Annotated in this window: 20 protein-coding genes; 14 read left to right on the top strand and 6 right to left on the bottom strand. The window is 69.3% G+C overall.

All coding sequences use genetic code 11. The features are described 5' to 3' along the window. The first annotated feature begins 3 nt into the window (after positions 1–3). From ACFLIM_RS04895 to ACFLIM_RS04865, 7 genes are all read left to right on the top strand, one after another. Positions 4–1797 carry an NAD(P)H-dependent oxidoreductase subunit E gene (locus ACFLIM_RS04895; RefSeq protein WP_393162307.1) on the top strand — a complete coding sequence of 598 codons (1794 nt, stop codon included), beginning with the start codon at positions 4–6 and terminating at the stop codon, positions 1795–1797. Beyond that, the gene (locus tag ACFLIM_RS04890) at positions 1794–2636 is read left to right on the top strand and encodes a 2Fe-2S iron-sulfur cluster-binding protein (protein ID WP_393162305.1); all 843 of its coding nucleotides are present in this window, start codon (positions 1794–1796) and stop codon (positions 2634–2636) included. Before ACFLIM_RS04895 ends, ACFLIM_RS04890 begins: the two co-directional genes overlap by 4 nt. Beyond that, positions 2629–3489, top strand: a complete 861-nt coding sequence (fdhD, locus tag ACFLIM_RS04885; RefSeq protein WP_393162303.1) for a formate dehydrogenase accessory sulfurtransferase FdhD — start codon at positions 2629–2631, stop codon at positions 3487–3489. Before ACFLIM_RS04890 ends, fdhD begins: the two co-directional genes overlap by 8 nt. Before the next feature lie 150 nt (positions 3490–3639). Then, entirely contained in the window at positions 3640–4521 is an 882-nt protein-coding gene (locus ACFLIM_RS04880; RefSeq protein ID WP_393162301.1) for a metal ABC transporter substrate-binding protein, read from the top strand. Continuing rightward, positions 4518–5306: a metal ABC transporter ATP-binding protein gene (locus ACFLIM_RS04875; RefSeq protein WP_393162299.1), complete on the top strand. Its 789-nt coding sequence runs from the start codon at positions 4518–4520 to the stop codon at positions 5304–5306. The genes ACFLIM_RS04880 and ACFLIM_RS04875 overlap by 4 nt, the downstream gene beginning before the upstream one ends. Next, positions 5306–6172 carry a metal ABC transporter permease gene (locus tag ACFLIM_RS04870; protein ID WP_393162526.1) on the top strand — a complete coding sequence of 289 codons (867 nt, stop codon included), beginning with the start codon at positions 5306–5308 and terminating at the stop codon, positions 6170–6172. Before ACFLIM_RS04875 ends, ACFLIM_RS04870 begins: the two co-directional genes overlap by 1 nt. Continuing rightward, a complete protein-coding gene (locus ACFLIM_RS04865) occupies positions 6169–6561 on the top strand; it encodes a Fur family transcriptional regulator (RefSeq protein ID WP_393162297.1) in 393 nt (130 codons plus the stop codon). Before ACFLIM_RS04870 ends, ACFLIM_RS04865 begins: the two co-directional genes overlap by 4 nt. Before the next feature lie 8 nt (positions 6562–6569). On the opposite strand, the gene ACFLIM_RS04860 is transcribed toward ACFLIM_RS04865, so the two are convergent. After that, complete coding sequence (locus ACFLIM_RS04860) at positions 6570–7499, bottom strand: DMT family transporter (protein WP_393162295.1); 930 nt, start codon at positions 7497–7499, stop codon at positions 6570–6572. A gap of 92 nt (positions 7500–7591) precedes the next feature. Here ACFLIM_RS04860 and ACFLIM_RS04855 point away from each other — a divergent pair, with 92 nt between their 5' ends. Further along, positions 7592–8119, top strand: coding sequence for a CGNR zinc finger domain-containing protein (locus ACFLIM_RS04855; RefSeq protein ID WP_393162524.1), 528 nt, complete (start codon positions 7592–7594; stop codon positions 8117–8119). 180 nt (positions 8120–8299) lie between these two features. On the opposite strand, the gene ACFLIM_RS04850 is transcribed toward ACFLIM_RS04855, so the two are convergent. Together ACFLIM_RS04850 and ACFLIM_RS04845 are read right to left on the bottom strand one after the other, a co-directional pair. After that, positions 8300–8809 (bottom strand): hypothetical protein, encoded by a 510-nt coding sequence (locus ACFLIM_RS04850; RefSeq protein WP_393162293.1) that lies wholly within the window; start codon positions 8807–8809, stop codon positions 8300–8302. A gap of 336 nt (positions 8810–9145) precedes the next feature. Beyond that, positions 9146–9508: an ASCH domain-containing protein gene (locus ACFLIM_RS04845; protein ID WP_393162291.1), complete on the bottom strand. Its 363-nt coding sequence runs from the start codon at positions 9506–9508 to the stop codon at positions 9146–9148. Between the two features lie 222 nt (positions 9509–9730). On the opposite strand from ACFLIM_RS04845, the gene ACFLIM_RS04840 reads away from it, so the two are divergent. From ACFLIM_RS04840 to ACFLIM_RS04830, 3 genes are all read left to right on the top strand, one after another. Beyond that, positions 9731–11665, top strand: coding sequence for an ATP-binding protein (locus ACFLIM_RS04840; protein WP_393162289.1), 1935 nt, complete (start codon positions 9731–9733; stop codon positions 11663–11665). 209 nt (positions 11666–11874) lie between these two features. After that, positions 11875–12396: a SigE family RNA polymerase sigma factor gene (locus ACFLIM_RS04835; protein ID WP_393162287.1), complete on the top strand. Its 522-nt coding sequence runs from the start codon at positions 11875–11877 to the stop codon at positions 12394–12396. Positions 12397–12419: 23 nt separating this feature from the next. Next, a complete protein-coding gene (locus ACFLIM_RS04830; RefSeq protein ID WP_393162285.1) occupies positions 12420–13289 on the top strand; it encodes a hypothetical protein in 870 nt (289 codons plus the stop codon). A gap of 152 nt (positions 13290–13441) precedes the next feature. On the opposite strand, the gene ACFLIM_RS04825 is transcribed toward ACFLIM_RS04830, so the two are convergent. Beyond that, positions 13442–14494, bottom strand: coding sequence for a saccharopine dehydrogenase family protein (locus ACFLIM_RS04825; protein ID WP_393162283.1), 1053 nt, complete (start codon positions 14492–14494; stop codon positions 13442–13444). 123 nt (positions 14495–14617) lie between these two features. On the opposite strand from ACFLIM_RS04825, the gene ACFLIM_RS04820 reads away from it, so the two are divergent. Continuing rightward, a complete protein-coding gene (locus tag ACFLIM_RS04820) occupies positions 14618–15529 on the top strand; it encodes an AraC family transcriptional regulator (protein ID WP_393162281.1) in 912 nt (303 codons plus the stop codon). Here the strand turns inward: ACFLIM_RS04820 and ACFLIM_RS04815 are convergent. Continuing rightward, on the bottom strand, positions 15526–16299 hold the full coding sequence (locus ACFLIM_RS04815) for an isoprenyl transferase (protein WP_393162279.1): 774 nt from the start codon (positions 16297–16299) through the stop codon (positions 15526–15528). The two genes, ACFLIM_RS04820 and ACFLIM_RS04815, sit on opposite strands and share 4 nt — an antisense overlap. Continuing rightward, positions 16238–17029: a DNA repair protein RecO gene (gene recO, locus ACFLIM_RS04810; protein ID WP_393162277.1), complete on the bottom strand. Its 792-nt coding sequence runs from the start codon at positions 17027–17029 to the stop codon at positions 16238–16240. Before recO ends, ACFLIM_RS04815 begins: the two co-directional genes overlap by 62 nt. A gap of 140 nt (positions 17030–17169) precedes the next feature. Between recO and ACFLIM_RS04805 the strand changes: the two genes are divergently transcribed. Both ACFLIM_RS04805 and ACFLIM_RS04800 read left to right on the top strand, forming a co-directional pair. After that, positions 17170–18708, top strand: coding sequence for a CDP-alcohol phosphatidyltransferase family protein (locus tag ACFLIM_RS04805; RefSeq protein ID WP_393162275.1), 1539 nt, complete (start codon positions 17170–17172; stop codon positions 18706–18708). Next, positions 18705–19424: a DUF5941 domain-containing protein gene (locus tag ACFLIM_RS04800; RefSeq protein ID WP_393162273.1), complete on the top strand. Its 720-nt coding sequence runs from the start codon at positions 18705–18707 to the stop codon at positions 19422–19424. The genes ACFLIM_RS04805 and ACFLIM_RS04800 overlap by 4 nt, the downstream gene beginning before the upstream one ends. Positions 19425–19493 lie beyond the last annotated feature (69 nt).

The raw sequence follows: 19493 nt of genomic DNA, 5'->3' as shown, positions 1-19493 counted from the left end.
CAGATGGATTTGAGATTCCGTGGTGCGGAGCCGTCCGAGGAGGAGCGCGCGGCGGTCGACGCCCTGCTCGGGCCGCCCGCCACCGCCTGGGACGGCGGCTCGAGGACCGAGGCCGACCTGCGCAGCGCCACCCGCTCCGAGTCCCAGCGTGACCTGCTGCTGCCCGCGCTGCACGCGGTCAACGACCGGGTCGGGTGGCTCAGCGAGGGTGCGCTGGAGTACATCTGCCGCCGCCTCACGATCCCGCCCGCCGAGGCGTACGGGGTGGCGACGTTCTACTCGCTCTTCTCCATGGAGGAGCGGCCGAAGCGGGTGCTGCACGTCTGCACCGACCTGGCCTGCCAGGCGAAGGGCTCGGACGAGGTACGCGAACGCGTACAGGAACGCCTCGGCCCGCCGGGGAAGTCGTGGCACGAGAGCCCCTGCCTGGGCCTGTGCGAGCGTGCCCCGGCCGCGCTCGCGCTGGAGGCGGGCACCCCGCCCAAGGCACAGGTGTACGCCCCGGCCAACGTGGACACGATCGCCACCACACCGAGCCCGAACGGCCGCACCCCCAGCCTCGACGTCACGGGCGACGCCCCCGTGAAGGCGGCCGTGCCGCAGTCCGGGCAGGACGGCCTGATCCTGCTCAGGCGGATCGGCACCGTCGACCCCACCAGCCTGGACGGCTACCGCGCGGCCGGCGGGTACTCGGCGCTCAGGAGGGCGTTCGAGCTCGGCCCCGCCGGAGTGATCCGCGAGGTGCTGGACTCCGGCCTGGTCGGCAGGGGCGGCGCGGCGTTCCCGACGGGGCGCAAGTGGGACGCCACCGCCCGCCAGCCGGACCACCCGCACTACCTGGTGTGCAACGCCGACGAGAGCGAGCCCGGCACGTTCAAGGACCGGGTCATCATGGAGGGCGACCCGTACGCGCTGGTCGAGGCCATGACGATCGCCGCCTACGCCACCGGCTGCGCCAAGGGATACCTCTACATCAGGGGTGAATATCCCAGGGCGACCGCCCGGCTCCAGCACGCGATCGCGACCGCCCGCGCACGAGGGCTGCTCGGCGACGACATCCTCGGCAAGGGCCTGTCCTTCGACATCGAGCTGCGAAGGGGCGCGGGCGCGTACATCTGCGGCGAGGAGACCGCGATCTTCAACTCCATCGAGGGGCAACGCGGCGAGCCGCGCAGCAAGCCGCCGTTCCCCGTGGAGAAGGGGCTGTTCGGCAAGCCGACCGTGGTCAACAACGTGGAGACCCTGGTCAACGTGCTGCCGATCCTGGAGGGCGGCGCGCAGGCGTACGCGGCGGCCGAGCCCAAGCTGTTCTGCGTCTCGGGCGCGGTCGAGCGGCCCGGCGTGTACGAGCTGACGTTCGGCGCCACCCTGCGCGAACTGCTGGAGATGACCGGGACGACCGGCACGACCAGGGCGGTGCTGCTCGGCGGCGCGGCCGGCGCGTTCGTCACCGACCTGGACATCCCGCTCACCTTCGAGGGCACCAGGAACGCCGGCGCGACGCTCGGCTCCGGCGTGGTGCTCGTCATCGACGACGGCGTGGAACTCAAGCAGCTGCTGCTGCGCATCGCGGAGTTCTTCCGCGACGAGTCCTGCGGCCAGTGCGTGCCCTGCCGGGTCGGCACCGTACGCCAGGAGGAGGCTCTGCACCGGTTGTCACGGAGGGTCGATGACACCGATCTCGTGCTGCTGCGCGAAGTCGGCCAGACCATGCGCGACGCCTCGATCTGCGGCCTCGGACAGACCGCCTGGAACGCCGTCGAATCGGCCATCGACCGCCTGGGAGTGTTCAAATGATCCCGCTCCAGCCGCCCCGGCGGCTCATCGACGTCGAGATCGACGGCGAGGACGTACGGGTGCCGGAGGGCTCGACCATCCTCGACGCCTGCCAGGCGGCGGGGAAGGACGTGCCGACCCTCTGTTACGGCGACACACTCACCCCGAAGAACGCCTGCCGCGTCTGCGTCGTGGAGGTGGAGGGCGCCAGGACGCTGGCGCCCGCCTGCTCCAGGAAGGCCGAGGCCGGCATGAAGGTCGGCACGGACACCGAGCGGGCCAGGCAGAGCCGCAAGGTCGTGCTGGAGCTGCTCGGCTCCTCCGTCGACATGTCGACCACGCCCAGGGCGGCCGAGTGGGTCGCCGAGTACGACGCCGACCCTGCCAGGTTCGGCGACGACGCGGCCACGGTCGAGCAGCCCGCCAAGGTGGACAACGACCTCTACGTACGCGACTACAGCAAGTGCATCCTGTGCTACAAGTGCGTGGACGCCTGCGGCGACCAGTGGCAGAACACGTTCGCCATCTCCGTCGCGGGCCGGGGCTTCGACTCGACGATCTCCACGGAGTTCGGCGCCCCGCTCACCGACTCGGCCTGCGTCTACTGCGGAAACTGCGTCGAGGTCTGCCCGACGGGCGCGTTGTCGTTCAAGACCGAGTTCGACATGCGGGCCGAGGGCACCTGGGACGAGTCGCAGCAGACCGAGACCACGACGATCTGCAGCTACTGCGGGGTCGGCTGCAACCTGACCCTGCACGTGCAGGAGAACAAGATCGTGAAGGTGACCTCGCCGCACGACAACCCGGTCACCAAGGGCAACCTGTGCGTCAAGGGCCGCTTCGGATACGGCTATGTCTAGGGTCTCCGTCAAGAGGCGCATCCTGCGCGTCAAGGACACCGTCCGCATCAGCAAGGTCGACTCGCTGGCCGCGGAGGAGCCGCTGGAGATCCGGCTCGACGGGACGCCGCTGACGGTGACCATGCGGACTCCGGGCGACGACTTCGACCTGGCCGCCGGGTTCCTGGTCAGCGAGGGGGCCGTGGGCTCGGCGGACGACATCGCCACGATCCGCTACTGCGCGGGCGCGACGGTGGACGGCGGGAACACGTACAACGTGCTCGACGTGCGCCTCGCGCCTGGCGTGCCGGCTCCCGAGCCGCGCAACTTCTACACCACGTCCTCCTGCGGCGTCTGTGGCAAGGCGTCCCTGGAGGCGGTACGCACCGTGGCTCGCTGGAGCGCGGGGGACGACCCGGTCGAGCTGGCGCAGTCGACCGTCGCGGAGCTGCCGGGCCGGCTACGGGCGGCCCAGCGGGTCTTCGACAGGACCGGGGGCCTGCACGCGGCCGGCCTGTTCACGGCCGACGGCGAGCCGCTGTGCGTGCGTGAGGACGTGGGCCGCCACAACGCCGTGGACAAGCTGCTCGGCTGGGCGCTCAGGAACGGGCGCCTCCCGCTGCGCGGCACGGTGCTCATGGTGTCGGGGCGGGCGTCGTTCGAGCTGGTGCAGAAGGCGGTCATGGGGGGCATTCCGGTGCTCGCCGCGGTCTCCGCGCCCTCCTCGCTCGCGGCCGAGCTGGCCGCGGAGGAGGGGCTGACGCTCATCGGGTTCCTGCGCGGGGACTCGATGAACGTCTACACGGGCGAGCGGCGTCTCAATCTCACCTCGGGCGCCGGTCAAGGCTCAGCCGGCGCGCTAACGCCGGGGTGATGACGGGATGCCGCACGGCGGTGCCTGGCCCCCAGCGCCGCCGTCCGGCATCCCCACTCACGATCCCTCGCCAGACTTTGACAACCATTTTCATTTTGGCGCATACTGACTCACATGATGTCAGGACATTCCCGGTCGTATGCTGCCGGTTTGCTGGCCGGAGCCGCGCTGCTCACCACCGCCGCCTGCGGATCCGGCTCCGCAGGGACCACCACCGCTTCAGGGACCAAGCCCAAGGTGGTCGCCGCCTTCTACCCGCTCCAGTGGCTGACCGAGCAGGTGGGGGGATCCGACGTACAGGTGACGGTGCTGACCGCGCCCGGCGTCGAGCCGCACGACCTGGAGCTGGGCATCCAGCAGGTGACCGACATCCAGAACGCCGCGCTCACCGTCTACATCAAGGGCGTCCAGCCGGCTGTGGACGACGCGGTGGCGCAGGACACGAGCTTCGACGCCGTCACCGCCGTCACCACCCTCCCCGCCGGGGAGCACGCGGAGGAGGGCGAAGAGGCGCACACGGTCTCGTACGACCCGCACATCTGGCTCGACCCCGCCCGCCTGGCCACCGTCGCCACCAAGCTGGGCGAGCGCCTGGGGGCCGCCGACCCGGCGCACGCGCAGGCGTACAAGGACCGCGCCGCCAAGACGGCGGGCGCGCTGGGGACGCTGGACCAGGAGCTCGCGGCGGGGCTGAGCACCTGCAAGACCAAGACACTGGTCACCGCGCACGAGGCGTTCGGCTACCTCTCCGATCGCTACAAGCTGAAGCAGGTCGGCATCACCCTCGACCCCGAGCAGGAGCCGTCGCCCGCGCGCCTCTCGGAGGTGGCCAAGCTCTCCAAGGCCGAGGGCGTGACCACGATCTTCACCGAATCCCTGGTCAGCCCGAAGGTGGCCGAGGTGCTCGCGAACGAGGTGGGCGCGAAGACCGCCGTACTCGACCCGCTGGAGAGCAAGCCCTCGGGCGACTATCTGTCCGCCATGCGCGATAACCTCAAAACCCTACAAACAGCACTGGGGTGTACGGCATGAGCGAAACGGCCTTCGCGATGACCGACGGCCGGGTCTCCTTCGATGGCAAGCCCGTCCTTCGGGGGATCGACCTGACCGTCAGTCCCGGGGAGGTCGTCGCCCTCCTGGGCGCCAACGGCTCCGGCAAGTCCACACTGGTCCGCACGCTGCTCGGCCTCACGCCGCTGACCAGCGGCACGACCTTGGTGTACGGCTCCGCGCCGGGCAGGTTCCGCGACTGGTGGCGCATCGGCTACGTGCCGCAACGGCTCCAGGTCGGCGGCGGCGTGCCCGCGACCGTACGCGAGGTCGTGGCCTCGGGCCGCATCGCCAGGCAGAGCAGGCTCCGCAGGACCAGCGCGGCAGACAAGGCGGCCGTGTCGGGCGCGCTGGAGGCCGTCCGGCTGGCCGACCGGGCGAACGACCCGGTCCAGTCGCTGTCGGGCGGCCAGCAGCAGCGGGTGCTCATCGCCCGCGCGCTGGCCGGGGAGCCGGACACGTACGTGATGGACGAGCCGACCGCGGGCGTGGACGCCGAGACGCAGCGGTTGCTCGCCGACACGCTGTCCGGGCTGGTGCTCGACGGCAAGACGGTGGTGCTGGTCGCGCACGAGCTGGGCCCGCTGGAGCCGATCATCACGCGCGGCGTGGTGATCCGCGAGGGGCGGGTCGCGCACGACGGCCGCCCGCCGCGGCCCGAAGGCGACTGCGCGCTGCCAGGGCACGAGCACCAGCACCCGCATACCGCGGAAACGGCCGCGGGACCTCTCAGTGGTCTCAGCGGGTGGCAGGGGGAGCCGATATGATCATGGAGTTGCTGCAGGAGCAGCTCTTCCAGCTCGCGCTGATCGCGGCGCTGCTGGTGGGGTTGTGCGCGCCGGCGGTGGGGACGTTCATCGTGCAGCGCAGGCTGGCGTTGCTCGGCGACGGCGTCGGACACGTGGCGCTGACCGGCGTGGCCCTGGGCTTCCTGACCGGCACGGCGCCGGTGCTGACCGCCGTGATCGTGGCCGTCATCGGCGCCGTGGCCATCGAGCTGGTCAGGGCGCGCGGGCGGACGAGCGGCGACGTGGCGCTGGCGCTGCTGTTCTACGGCGGGATCGCGGGCGGCGTCATGCTCATGGCCATCGCGCCGGGCGGCAGCAACGCCAAGCTGAACTCCTACCTGTTCGGCGCCATCGCCAGCGTCACCCCTCAGGACATCTGGGTCATCGCCGCGCTGGCCGTCGCGGTGATCGCGGTGGTGGTGATCTTCGGCAGGGAGCTGTTCGTGCTCTGCCAGGACGAGGAGATGGCCAGGGCCAGCGGCCTGCCGGTGCGCTTCCTCAGCCTGCTGATCGCCGTCACGGCCGCGCTCACGGTCGTCATCGCCATGCGCGTGGTCGGCCTGCTGCTGGTCAGCGCGCTGATGGTGATCCCGGTGGCCACCAGCCAGCAGCTCACCAGGGGGTTCCGCGCCACGATGCTGCTGGCCATGGTGTTCGGGGTGCTCGCCTCGGTCGGCGGCCTGCTCGCCTCCACCTACTCCGCTAAGGTGCCTCCTGGCGCGGCGATCGTGCTTCTTGCGCTCGCCGGCTTCGTCGTGGCCCTCGGGGTCGGTAAATTCGTACGGCGAGCCCAGGAATCTACCGTGAGCGAGCGGCCGAAGATGCGTGTCGAGGAGGTCGTATGACGACAAGGCGCGATGCCGTGCACGACACTCTCCGCAAGAGCGAGGGCTTCCGCAGCGCGCAGGACGTCTACGCCGAGATGCGCCTGCACGGCGCCAAGATCGGCCTGACCACCGTCTACCGCGCCCTGCAGGCGCTCGCCGACGGGGGCAAGGTCGACGTGTTGCGTACGGACGAGGGCGAGTCCGTCTACCGGGCCTGCGCCAGCGACGTGCACCACCATCACCTGGTGTGCCGTCGTTGCGGGCGCACCGTGGAGGTCGCCGGGCCCGCGGTGGAGCGCTGGGCCGAGATGGTGGGGAGCGAGCACGGGTTCACCGAGATCACGCACACGGTGGAGGTCTTCGGCACCTGCTCGTCCTGCTCCACGCCGGCGGTCCGGAGGGGCTGAGGCCTGCTTTATGCCGGTCCGGACGGGCTGCTGAGGGCGGCGGGCTCATCGCGTTCGGCACCGGCCGGGTGGGGCCGGGAGCCGCGGCGGGAACCGTACAGGACCCCCAGGACGATCACCGCGCACCCGGCGAGCTGCAGCGGCGACGGCCGCTCGCCGAGCGCCACAGCGGAGAGCACCACGGTCGTCATCGGCTGGATCAGCAGCAACAGGGCGGTGAGCGCGGCGGGTTGCCGCGGCAATGAGAACGTGATCAGCGACCACCCCAGCACCTGAGGCCCCAGGGCGAGCAGCAACAACCAGCCGTGCGCCGGCCAGCTGGGCGCGAGATCCGCACCCCCGAACAGCGGACTGAGCACCGCGATCATCAAGGTGGCGACCACGGTCGCGTGCGCGAGCGGCCCTGCGGCCCGCGCGGACCCGGCCTTCATGAGCAGCAGGAACGCCGCATAGGAGATGGACGTGGCCACCCCGGCCAGCACGCCCATAAAAGGATCACTCCCGTAGGCGGCACTGTCGAACACCCCGGAGATCAGCACCACACCGGCGAACACGACAGGCGTGCTGACCATGAGCCGCCTGGCCGGTCGCTCCCCGAACAACCCCCAGGCGGCGAACGCCACGATGAACACCTGCAGATTCCCCAGCACGGTCGCCAGCCCGGCGCCCACATAGTCGATAGCGTGGTGCCAGAACAGCAGATCGAGCGCGAACACCACCCCCGCCAGCCAGGCCACCACCATCGCCCTGAACGGCAACGGCCCCAGCCTGCGCCGCTCCAGCCAGGCCAGGACGAGCATCGGCGGCACGGCGTACGCGCAACGGAACAACGCGGACGTGGCAGGCGATACACCCGATAACCGCACCAGGGGCGCGGAGGTGGAAATGACCAGCGCACCGACGATCGCGATCAGCACAATACGCCGATGTGCACTCATGGAAACCCCCGGAACCCCATGCAGGAGATACGCTGCGACCACGCTAGAACCCAGCGCGAACAGGAGTCAACATGCCGTTTGGCCATGACATGGTGCATTCTTTGGCCACCGTTGTCGAGCTGGTCAACACCTCGCCCTCCACCGGCGGGGATGACGGCCTGGCCACGCTGGCCGAGCTACAGACGTTCGTGGAGTCCCGGCAGGTCAGCGGCGTCAGTACGCTGACGCCCCGCGACCTGGGCCAGGTACGGCTGGTACGCGAGGCGTTCCACCGCGTCTTCACCGCCCCCGACCAGCCCACGGCCGTCCGCACCCTGAACGCCCTGCTCTCGGAGACCCGCATCACCCCGAGACTCACGGAGCATGACGGCCATCCCCTGCACGTGCACTACTTCGCCGCGGACGCGACGCTGGCGGAACACGTGGCGGCGGACTGCGGGGTGGCCCTGGCGCACCTGCTGGTGGACGGCGAGTCCGAACGCCTCCGCACCTGCTCGGCCCCGGACTGCGACCGCGTCTTCGTGGACGAGTCCCGCAACCGGTCCCGCGTTTACTGCGACAGCCGCACGTGCGGCAACCGCATGCACGTAGCCGCCTACCGCGCCCGCCGCCGCGCGTAAGGGGAGCACCCCGGTGGGAACAAGCGAACCACAGACGCCCCCTGCCGCGTTCGCGATCAAGCTCATCGAATGGTCGCGGCCCTTGACACCCGGACGTCTCATCCAGCGCAATGACCCGCCGGCTTGGCGGAACAGGACCAGGCTGGCCCGGCGGTACCACCGGGCCGGCGGTCCTCAGCCTCAGCGTCCGTGCCCGGAGTGACCGTTGCTGTCGTGGCCGTTGCCGTGGTCGTTGTGGCCATGACCGTTGCCGTCGTTGTGGCCATGACCGTTGCCGTGACCGTCGTGGTCGTAGCCGTGACCGTGGCCGTTGTTGCCGTGGCCACGAGGGGAACCGGCATGGAAATCTTTACGGTCGAGGGAGTGATGCCGGGCGTAGGCGCCTGACACGGCCTTCCACTTGCCGCCGCTCCATCGGTAGAAACGGTGGCCGTCAAACCGGTAGTGCTGGCCATGGTCAGAGCTGTACCAGTCGCCGTGGCCGCTGTGGCGGTACCACCACCGCTGGCCATCCCAACGCTGGGCGTCACTGTTGTGGCGCACTGTCTGATAGCTGATGGCGACGGTGCCACCTTGGCCGGCATGCTCATTCGTGGCCGCCGAGGCGGCTCCACTCGCGGCGAAGATGATGCCGCCCGTGACTGCAAGGGTGGCGGCTGCGGTCGCCAAGCGCCGAGTGATCTTGCTCATGGCTGTGTGTCTCCTTTGACACGCACGTTGCCCTGGTGACTCCAGCGACGAACGCGCTCAATGTGTTACGTCTGCGTTAACTCGACACACATCCCGTTTAGTCCCAATCATCCCATGATGTGATGATCCTCACGAATGTCGGAATTAGGGAATCAGCGCCATGCTTCGCACGCAGAGCCAATGCCATGATGATCAACGCACGCCTGGACCCGCGTTGCCCGCCGTACCAGCCGCTCCAGCGTCTGATCCTCGGCGTCCGCCAAGCGCCGTGCTCCCACGGGCGGCGAAAGCGGCAGCATGCCATGCCGGCTGAACGCGATGTCCATCAGCTGACGGCTATGGCGAGATCAACTCCAAACCGATGGCAAGGACACCCAGGCGTTCCTTCTCCGGTGGGTAAATGCCCCGGATGACCGCCAGCAGTTCCTGAGGGTTCTTGCCGAGATCGCCGCCGATGGCGACAGGGTCCTCGTGCGCCAGCATGCCCTCGAAGGTCTCGTACTCCGACACCCGAATCACCCGAGTCCGCAGCCGCTCATCGCCCGAGACGAAGCCGAGTTCCTGGCCGGGCTGGATCTTCCGCATGCTCGCATATGCCACCCGTACCTCGACGGTCTTGACCCCTGAGGCGATGAGGTCGAAGTACGGCTTGCGGATGCGAACTTCTCGCCGGCCCTGAACGTCGCCATGCTCGCTCACGGTCCCCCTCCTACCCGCGCGGCGGCCAGAGCCACCGTGGAACTCCGCCGCCTCCCCGTTCCGGGATATTGCACACCAGGGTGGGTGTCCAGTGCGTCCCGACGGGCGAGGGCGGGGGCGGGCAGCGTAGGCAGATCATCGTCTGTACCCCCAATCCTGATCTCGGGGTTGCTTTGAGCGATCTTGCGCGCGATTTCGCACGTCATCTGGGATAGTGGCCGCGTGCGCACCGTTCATATCGAAGCCAAACCGGATCACCTCCTGCGCCTCGCGCGCCAGAAGGACCCGGTGAGCGCGGTCGCGGAAATGATCTGGAACGCGCTGGACGCCGAGGCGGGTCAGGTCAGCGTCGAACTCGAGGTCAACGAACTGAACGGCGTGGAATCGGTCAGCATCACCGATGACGGCCACGGCATGCCGAACGCCTCGTGCGCGGGCTTCTTCGGCGGCCTCGGCGGCTCGTGGAAGACCACCGCCAAGTTCTCGCCGCAACTGAAGCGTGGCCTGCACGGCCGCAGCGGGCAGGGCAGACTGCGCGCTTTCGCGCTGGGAGAGCAGGTCCGCTGGATCACGGTCGCGGAAGCGATCGACGGGCGGACCGAGCGTACGGTCATCAGCGGGGCGGTCGATCGGCCCGCCGATTTCGACATCTCCGATCCCGAGTACGTGACGGAGCCGAGCGGCACCCGGGTCGAGGCGTTGGTGCCGGCGGATTTCGTCGGCCGTCTCATCCATGACGACACGGCTCAACAACTCGCCTCGATATTCGCCCCGTTCCTGGCGGCCAATGCCGATGTGCGGATCACTTATCAGGGAACAGCCCTCGACCCGGCCATGGTGTGGACGGACACGGCCGAATACGTCGTACGCTGGTCAGACTCCCCGGGGCTCGCCGAACCGCTGCTGCGGGTCATCGAATGGCCCAAGAATGTCGGCCGCGTGCTGGCCCTCTGCGATGCGAACGGCGTGGTCCTGGACGAAGCGTCGCCTGGCATACAGGCGCCCGGTTATCACTTCACCGCCTACCTGCTGTGGGATGGATTCGTAGAGCAGCGGGGCAACCTACCGCTGGTGGAAATGGACGAGACCGCCGAACTTCTGGAGTTGGCGCGAGAATCGTTGCGCGGGCATTTCAAGAGGCGTGATCAGGAGCGCCGGGCCAGGCTGATCCAGGAATGGAAAAGCGAGGGAGTTTATCCCTATTCCGGCGAGCCCGCCCTGGCCGCGCAGGCCGTGGAGCGCCAGATGTTCGACGAGGTAGCCACCACAATCGCACGTCGGCTACCCGGAGTGCCGCAGAGTAAGAAAACCACCCTGCGGTTGCTCAGGGAGATCATCTCGCATGATCCGAGTGGGCTCTACCCAGTGCTGGACGAACTGTTTCGGCTGCCTCAATCGGAGCAGGAAGAGCTGAAACGCATTCTTCAGCGAACCAGCCTTTCCGAGGTGATCAAGGCTACCGGTCAGGTCAGCGACCGGCTCGATTTCCTCGCCGCGCTGAAGAAGCTCGTCTTCGAGCCGGAAATCAGCCAGACGGTCAAGGAACGAAGCGAGCTGCACAAGATCCTGGAGCGGGAGACGTGGATCTTCGGGGACGCCTACACACTGATGGTCAGCGATCAGAGTCTGGACGCGGTGCTCGAACGCCATCTCGAAGCGCTGGGCCGGGCGCCGCATAACGGTCGGCTCAATCCAGTGCGTCGTGCGGACGGCCGGACCGGGATCGTCGACCTGCTATTGGGACGGGCACATCGAGGAAGCTCCGGGAGGGAGCATCTCGTCGTCGAACTCAAGGCTCCCAAGGTAAAGATCGGCCAGATAGAGGTCGCCCAGATCAAGAGTTATGCCGAGGCGATCGTCAGCGATCCCCAGTTCCGGGATGCTCGCGCTTCCTGGGATTTCTGGGTTGTCTCCACGGAGATGGATGACATTGTCAGACGTGACGCCAGTGCGCCGAACCGGCCGCCTGGTTGTATTGCGGAATGGGAGGGCGGGGTCCGCATCTGGGCACGTACCTGGAGCGAGATCATCGACGACTGCGAGGACCGACTGCACTTCTACCGAGAGCGGTTGAACCACGATCCGGCCACTGAGCACGCCGTGGAATACCTGCGGAGAGTGCATGGCGCGGTTGCTCCCGAAGCCGCTGTGAGTTGACCCAGGTGGGCTCCAACTGACCGGCCATCCAGTGGGCGGTGGCGGGCTCGGCTGTGGATGATCCCCCGCGGGAGCGGGTGTTGACGGTGCTCAGATCGTCTGTCTGAGTTGATTGCGTTGCGTGGCGGCATATTCCGGATATTTCCCGTCAACCCGGGGTGGGGCTCAGGGAGTGTCAGGGGTGGCTTCCATCGACGAGAGGAGACCGGGTGGACGCGGAATTCGTGGATTTCGTGCGGCGCCGGGGAGACCACCACCTGAAGACGGCGGTCCTGCTCACCGGGGATTGGCACACGGCTGAGGACCTCGTGCAGTCCTGTCTGGGCAAGTTGTATCGGGTGTGGCATCGGCTGGACACCAGTAGTGAACCCGACGCCTACCTGCGGCGGATCCTGGTCAACACCTATCGGTCCTGGTGGCGGGCACGGTGGCGGCGGGAGATCCCGCGTGCTGAACTGCCTGATCTGCCCGGTCCGGGTGACTTGGGGGATGGTCGGGCGGTGGCTGAGGACGTTCGGAACGCGCTGGCGAAACTTCCGGTCAGGCAGCGGACGGCTCTGGTGCTGCGGTTCTTCGCCGACCTGTCCGAAGCGGACGTCGCCGATCTGATGGGCTGTTCGGTGGGAACGGTCAAGACTCACACGTATCGCGGTCTGCAGGCGATGCGGCGGCTGATCCCGCCCGACACGCTGGTCAACCGAACCAAGGAGGAAGGGAGTGGGATCCGGTGAGATACCGACACGAGGAGCCGTCCATGAACGAGCATGAATTCCGCACCCTGCTCACCAAGGCGACCGAGGACCGGCCGCCGGGCATCAACCTCATGCCGGCGACGCCGAAGCGCCGGTTGGGCGGGGTCCTGACGCCGAAGCGCCGGCTGGCCCGGGTTCTGGTCCCGATCGCCTCGCTGGGCGTCGCCGCCCTGGTGGGTGCGATCGCGGTGGTACTGCCCGCGAGCCAGTCCTCGGCACAGGCGCAGGTACTCGCCGCGGCCGAGAACACCAGCCAGGAGAGCTACCGCATTCACACCACCTCTGGCGCCAAGGTGTTCGACGGCGCGATCGACCCCGTCCAGCGGGTGGCAGTCATCACGCGGGCTGGGGACGGGGCGGAGACCCGTTTCATCGGCGACCAGATGTTCGACAAGGAAAGTCGCGATGCGAAGTGGATGGTCTCTCCGCGCAGCGACGTGCAGCTGGCGAGCGCGCCGCCGGTCGTCGCTCTGGTCAAGCTCGCTCCACTGGACCCTCAGGCGGCTCTGCAGCGGCTGCGTTCGGCCACTGATGTCCGCGAGCACGGCTCCGCCTCCGGCCAGGGCTGGACCGGCCGCCGGTTCACCTTCTCACTGGAGGACGCGAACGGGACCGAGGCCAAGGGGATCCCGGGCAAATCGCTGAGGGCCACAGGAGCCGTGGACGTGGACGACCAGGGACGGGTCCGGCGGCTGGAAGTCACCTTCGGCGACACCGGCCAACGGCTCGTCATGGAAATCAGCGACTTCGGCACCCCCGTGTCGGTCACCGCACCACCCGCCGACCAGGTGGAGCAACTGCCGGCCGAAAAGCCCGGCAAGCCGACCAAGCCGACCAAGCCGACCGACGAGCCCACCGTCAAAACCTCCTGACCAACCATCCAGCACCCTCCGACCGTGGCCCGGGCCCGAGCGCACACCGCTCCGGCCCGGGCCACGGCATCGTAGACGGCCGAACCCGATACCGATCAGAACGGCCGCGGTCAGCGCCCCTCCGATCAGGCCGATCCCGCCCGCGACGTGCGTCAGGACTGGACGATCTGCCAGGTGACGCCGTGCGTGGTGAGGTGGTCGAGGAAGTCGGCCGGGTCGAACGCCTGGGCAGGCGTCAGCGTCCCCGCCGGAGCCCCGTCGGCGACCAGCCGGCGGGCTCCCTCGACGGCGATCACCGCGGTCATCCCGTAGCCGTCGGACCCGGTCACCCATCCCCGGGCCCGGTTCCCCTCGGAGTCGACGGCCTCGGCCAGCATCAGCCAGCGCGAAGCGTTCCTGGCCGCCTCGTCGGGGGTCTCGGGGATGGTGTCTACGACATCCGGCGTCAACGCGACGAACATGGCGGCCGCCTCGGCCCGGATCACGCTACGCACCCGCCGGGCACGGACGTGGCGTGGGACGGTGACCACACCGGGAAGCGCGAACACGGCGACGGCCGCCTCCCCCTCCTCACCCGGAACGGCCATGGAGGCAGACCCGCCCGAGGCCGATAGCGGAGCAGGTGCTTCGCCCGCGGTATGCCACTCCCCATCCACATACTCCAGCGGCCCCTGCGCGAACACGGCGGCCATCGACCGTGCGGTCCCCCGCGAAGCGGCCCCGGGCCGGCGCAGGTCCGCGACGACCAGCTCGGCCACCGACCCGAGCCGGGCGGCCACGAGATGCGCGATCAGGTCCCCAGGACCACCGTCGTCGGCCATGGCAGGCACCACGGCCACCCCGGCCCGCTCCACGTCCTCGCGAAACCCGTCCAGCACCCGTCTGATGTAATGCTGCTCCCCCGTCGTGTCGAGGTAGTGGGTCCCGGCCGTGACGGCGGCCCGGATCACCGGCTTCCCCATCGGCGTGAACGGCCCAGCGCAGTTGATCACGGCATCGCAGTCACGCAACGCCTCGGCGAGGGCCACGGGCTCGTCGAGACCGGCGACCCTGATCTCCGCACCGGCGGCCCCGGCTTCGGCGGCGGCCTTGCGCAGCCGGTCCTCGTTCCGCCCGACCAGCACCGGAGTGAGCCCCCGGCGCCGCACCTCCGCGACCGTGAGCCGCCCGGTGAACCCGCTCGCCCCATGAACGGCGATTCTCATGTCATACCTCCTTGACAACTGCGACTCACCGTAGGAGGAGGGTGGCTCCGGTTGACATGTCCAAAGGTCCGGGGCCTATGTCCGATCGTCCAGCCACCGGGAAAGCGGGGCTACCTTTGGGACATGGACGTGCTCAGCGACGCCATCACCGCCATGCGCACCGGCCGCCCCCACGCCTCGCGCACCCGCGTACGCGCCCCCTGGGGTATCCGCTTCCAGCCGCAGCAGGGCGCCGGATGCCACGTGATACTCCAGGGCTCGTGCCGGCTGCTGCCCGCCAGCGGCGAGCCCGTCGCGCTGGGCGTGGGCGACGTGGTGTTCCTGCCGCGCGAGCTCGGCCACGGGCTGGCCGACACGGTCACGACCCCGACGATCGAGGCCACCCCCGACACCGTGGGCAGGCTCCGATGGGACGGCCAGGGGCCGGCGACGGAGATGATGTGCGGCGCGTACCGGCTGGACCAGTCCAGGATCCATCCGCTGCTGGCCGAGCTGCCCGACGTCATGCACATCCCGGCCAGGATCGGCCGCCACCCCTCGCTCCGCGGCGCGATCGAGCTGCTCGGCCGCGAGCTCGACACCGCCCCGGGCCCCGGCGCGGACGCGGCCACCGCCGCGCTGCTCGACGTCCTGCTCCTGTACATCCTCAGGGCCTGGTACGAGGACCAGCCCGGCGACCTGGCGACCGGCTGGGGCGCGGCCCTTCGTGACCCGGCGGTCTCGGCGGCGTTGCGGGCCATCCACCAGCAGCCGGCCCGCCCCTGGACGGTCCAGTCGCTGGCCGACCGGGCGGGGTTGTCGCGGGCGGCGTTCGCGCAGAGGTTCACGGGCAAGGTGGGGTCGCCGCCGCTGGCGTACCTGACCTGGTGGCGGATGACCACGGCGGCCCGGCTGCTGCGCGACTCGGACCTGCCGCTGCGCTCGGTCGCGGAGCGGACCGGCTACACCTCCGAGTTCGCCTTCGCCAAGGCGTTCAAGCGGGAGGTCGGGACGGCTCCCGGACGCTACCGCAGCGGCCGCGAAGCGGCCGGTTAGACCTGGTTGGGGATCGCGCCGCCGTAGCGCCTGTCGCGCTTGGCGTAGAGCTCGCACGCCTCCCACAGGTCCCTGCGGTCGAAGTCCGGCCACAACCGGTCGAGGAACACCATCTCGGCATAGGCCGACTGCCACAGCAGGAAGTTCGAGAACCGCTGCTCCCCCGACGACCGCAGGAACAGATCGACCGGCGGGATCTCCGGCTCGTCCAGGTAGCGGGCGAACACCTTCTCGTTGACCTTGGACGGCTTGACCCGTCCCGCCGCGATGTCGGCGGCCAGCTTGACCGCCGCGTCGACGATCTCGGCCTGCCCCCCGTAATTGACACAGAACTGCAACGTCAGCTTCCGGTTGGAGACGGTCATCTCCTCGGCGGTCTGCAGCTCCGAGATGACGCTCTTCCACAACCGCCCAGGTCTGCCGGCCCACCGCACGCGCACGCCCATGGCGTTGAGCTCGTCGCGGCGCCGCCGGATCACGTCCCGGTTGAACCCCATGAGGAACCGCACCTCATCAGGCGACCGCCTCCAGTTCTCAGTCGAGAACGCGAACGCGCTCAGATAGGGAATCCCCAGCTCGAGCGCCCCCTCGATGACGTCGAACAGCGAGGCTTCGCCAGCCTTGTGCCCCTCGGTGCGCGGCAGTCCACGTGCCTTGGCCCAGCGGCCGTTGCCGTCCATGATGATGGCAACGTGCCGGGGCACCAGCTCACGCGGGATCGGCGGCGGTGTCGCGCCCGACGGATGCGGGGTCGGTGGTCGTACGTTCACGAAGCTCCCTTTCGACGTGTCGGAGAGAGCGTATTCCGTGTTCGAGGTGCCACTGCAGATAGGCTGCGACGAGTCCGCTGCACTCGCTGCGATGGCGTGACTCCGAAGCGTCGGCGGTGGCCCAGTCGCCGCGCAGCAGCGCCGTCATGAGCCCGATCGTCTCTCCAGCGGGTACGGCCGAGCCGGCCGGCCTGCAGGCCCCGCACACCACGCCACCGGCGACGATGGCGAACGCCCTGATCGCCGGCGCCCGGCACTTGGCGCACGCGTCCAGCGCGGGGGCGTAGCCGGCCACGGCCAGCGAACGCAGGAAGTACGCGTCCAGCACCAGCCTGGCCTCGTGACCCCGGTCGGCGAGCGTGCGCAACCCGCCCACCAGCAGCAGGAACTGCCGCAGCGCCGGCTCCTTCTCCCCGTGCGTCAGCCGGTCGGCCGTCTCCAGCATGGCGCTGCCCGCGGTGTAACGGGGATAGTCGGCGGTCAGGGCCTCCCCGTAGGGCCTGATGGTCTCCGCCTGGGTGACGACGTCGAGCGTGCGGCCGGTGTGCAGCTGCAGGTCGACGTGCGTGAACGGCTCCAGCCTGGCCCCGAAGCGCGATGTGGTGCGCCGCACGCCCTTCGCCACCGCCCGGATCTTGCCGGTGCGCTTGGCCAGGATGGTGACGATGCGGTCGGCCTCACCGAGCTTCTGCGTACGCAGAACTACGCCTTCGTCACGGTAGAGACTCACTCGGACATCTTACGGCCGGACCGGAGCCAAGTTACGGGCATGCTCTGGTGACGCGACTTTGCGTGACTCTCACTAGACTTTGACGTCTGTCCCCGCATTACCCGTTGTTCAACCCCCCGCTACCGCCTCGAAAGGGAGTCATGACCCGCGTGGTCCTGCTGGGCGCGTCGCCCGGCCCCGACACCTCTCCGACCGGCCTGAGGCTGGCCGCGCTGCCCGGTGATCCCACCGTGGCCGAGCGGCTCCGCAGCCAGCTCACTTCCATGGATCCCCGGCCCGCCGCGATCGAGTCCGGCGACGTGGCCGCCGCCCTGCGTGCCCTGGCCGACGTCGCAGAGTCCGCAACGGAGAACCTCTTCATCATCCCGGAGAACTCGGTCGTACACGACGAGCTGATCTACCAGGTCAGCAAGGCCAAGCGCGGCGCGCTGGCGCTCGTCGCCAAGGAGCCGCGACCGGAGGTGACAGGAGAGGCGCAGGAGGACAACGGCCCCGAGGAGAACGGGTCCGAAGAGACCGTCCCGATCGACGAGGCCGAGCCCGAGATCGGCCTCAACCGCGTCGAGGGTCTGCCCGTGCGCGCCCGCGTCGGCAAGTCGCGCGTCGTGTCGGTGGGCACCGCGCACCACGCCGTGACCAGGCCCAACGCGGTGCTGCTCGGCCCGCTGCACGTGAGCGCGCGCAACGCGCCGATGCTGGCGCAGACCTGCCGCGAGCTGGCCGCGATGGCCGACCGGTTCGGCAAGGACGACGACCTGGTGCAGCTGGTCGTGTTCGGCCTGGTGCGCAACGGCGTGTCGGTCGGCATCCGGGGCCGGCGCGACCTGTTCTACCGCCGGGTCACGACCCAGGAGGAGATCAACGAGGCCGGCGCCGAGATGGCCGGCATGGACGAGGACCGGGCCAGGCTCGACAACGCGGTCAAGGGCGCCGACGGCTTCTTCACCACGTACTTCGTCTCCACCTACTCCCGCTTCATCGCCCGCTGGGCGGCCCGGCGCGGGCTGACGCCCAACCAGGTGACGCTGATCTCGATCATCCTGGGCGTGGCCGCGGCCGCCTGCTTCGCCACCGGCGACCGGCCGTGGATGGTGCTGGGCGGCGTGCTGATCTACTTCGCGTTCGTGTTCGACTGCGTCGACGGGCAGGTTGCCCGGTACGCCCGCAAGTTCGGCGTGCTGGGGGCGTGGCTGGACGCCACGTTCGACCGGTTCAAGGAATATGTCGTCTTCGCCGGCCTGGCCGTCGGCTGGGTGGTCTCCGGCAACGGCGACGACATCTGGATCCTGGCGCTGGCCGCGCTCGGCCTCCAGTCCGTACGCCACCTGCTCGACTTCTCCTTCGGCATTTCCAACCGCCGCAAACCGCCGTCCCCGCTGCCCACGCTGCCACTCGACGCGCCCGACGACCGCGACCTGCGCCAGGCGCTGGTACGCCGCAAGGTCGAGCGCAGCCGGGGCCTGCGTGGCGTGCTCAAGATGTGGACCAGGGCGGGCAAGTTCCGTGCCGTTCACTGGGCGCGCAAGATGATCGTGTTCCCCATCGGCGAGCGGTTCGCGGCCATCGCGATCACCGCCGCCCTCTTCGACGCCCGGATCACCTTCCTCACCCTGGTGATCTGGGGCTCCGTCGCCGCCGCCTACACCCTCACCGGACGCCTCATGAGGTCGCTCGTATGATCACTCAACCGCAGGCCATGGCCACCCCCACGCCGGACCCCGACGAGGAACGCCGCCGCATCCAGACCGCCCGCCTGCTCGCCTACCGCGACGACGGCCCGCTCGCCCACGTGCTCGCCGGGAAGCTCGGCAAGGGCGTGCCGCCCGTGCCCGCCACGCTCGTCGCCCTCCTGGCCGTCGTCGCGATCACGGTCGCCGGTGTGCTGGAGCCCGGCCCGATCCTGCTGCTGCCCGTGGCGATCATGTTGCTGCTCGTGCTCCCTACGACGCCACGCGACCACCTGAGCCGCTTCGACTGGCTCACGCCGCCGCTGCTGCGCGGCGCCGAGTTCCTCACCATGATCGCGATCGGCCTGGCCGCCGACGCGCCCAAGTGGCTGCTGTTCGTGCTGGTGTACGTCGTGGGTTACCACACCTACGACACCGTCTACCGGACCCGGCAGAGCATCTGGCCGCCCGCCTGGGTGTTCCACGCCGGGCTCGGCTGGGAGCTGCGCCTGCTGATCATCGGTTTGGGGGCGGCGTTCGGGGTGCTGACCCCGGTGCTGGCGGTGCTGACGGCGTACCTGTTCGTGTTGTTCGCGGTGGAGAGCGTGACGAGCTGGGTCCGCCTCGACAAGGCCTCCGCCCAGGCGGGCGCCGACGCCGAACAGGACCTCGAGGCATCTCCTGAAGACGCCATGGAACAGGCCACCGGCGAGGCCGAGAAGGGCTGACCGTTCTTTGAGTGTGGCGCCGCACCTTTGTGTGGCGCCACACTAATGCCGATCTTGGTACGGCGGCGC

Origin of the sequence: Nonomuraea marmarensis, assembly GCF_043197025.1 — a bacterium.
Taxonomy (GTDB): domain Bacteria; phylum Actinomycetota; class Actinomycetes; order Streptosporangiales; family Streptosporangiaceae; genus Nonomuraea; species Nonomuraea marmarensis.
Note: the sequence above shows the minus strand (reverse complement) of the source record. Positions and strands in the feature narration are given on the sequence as shown.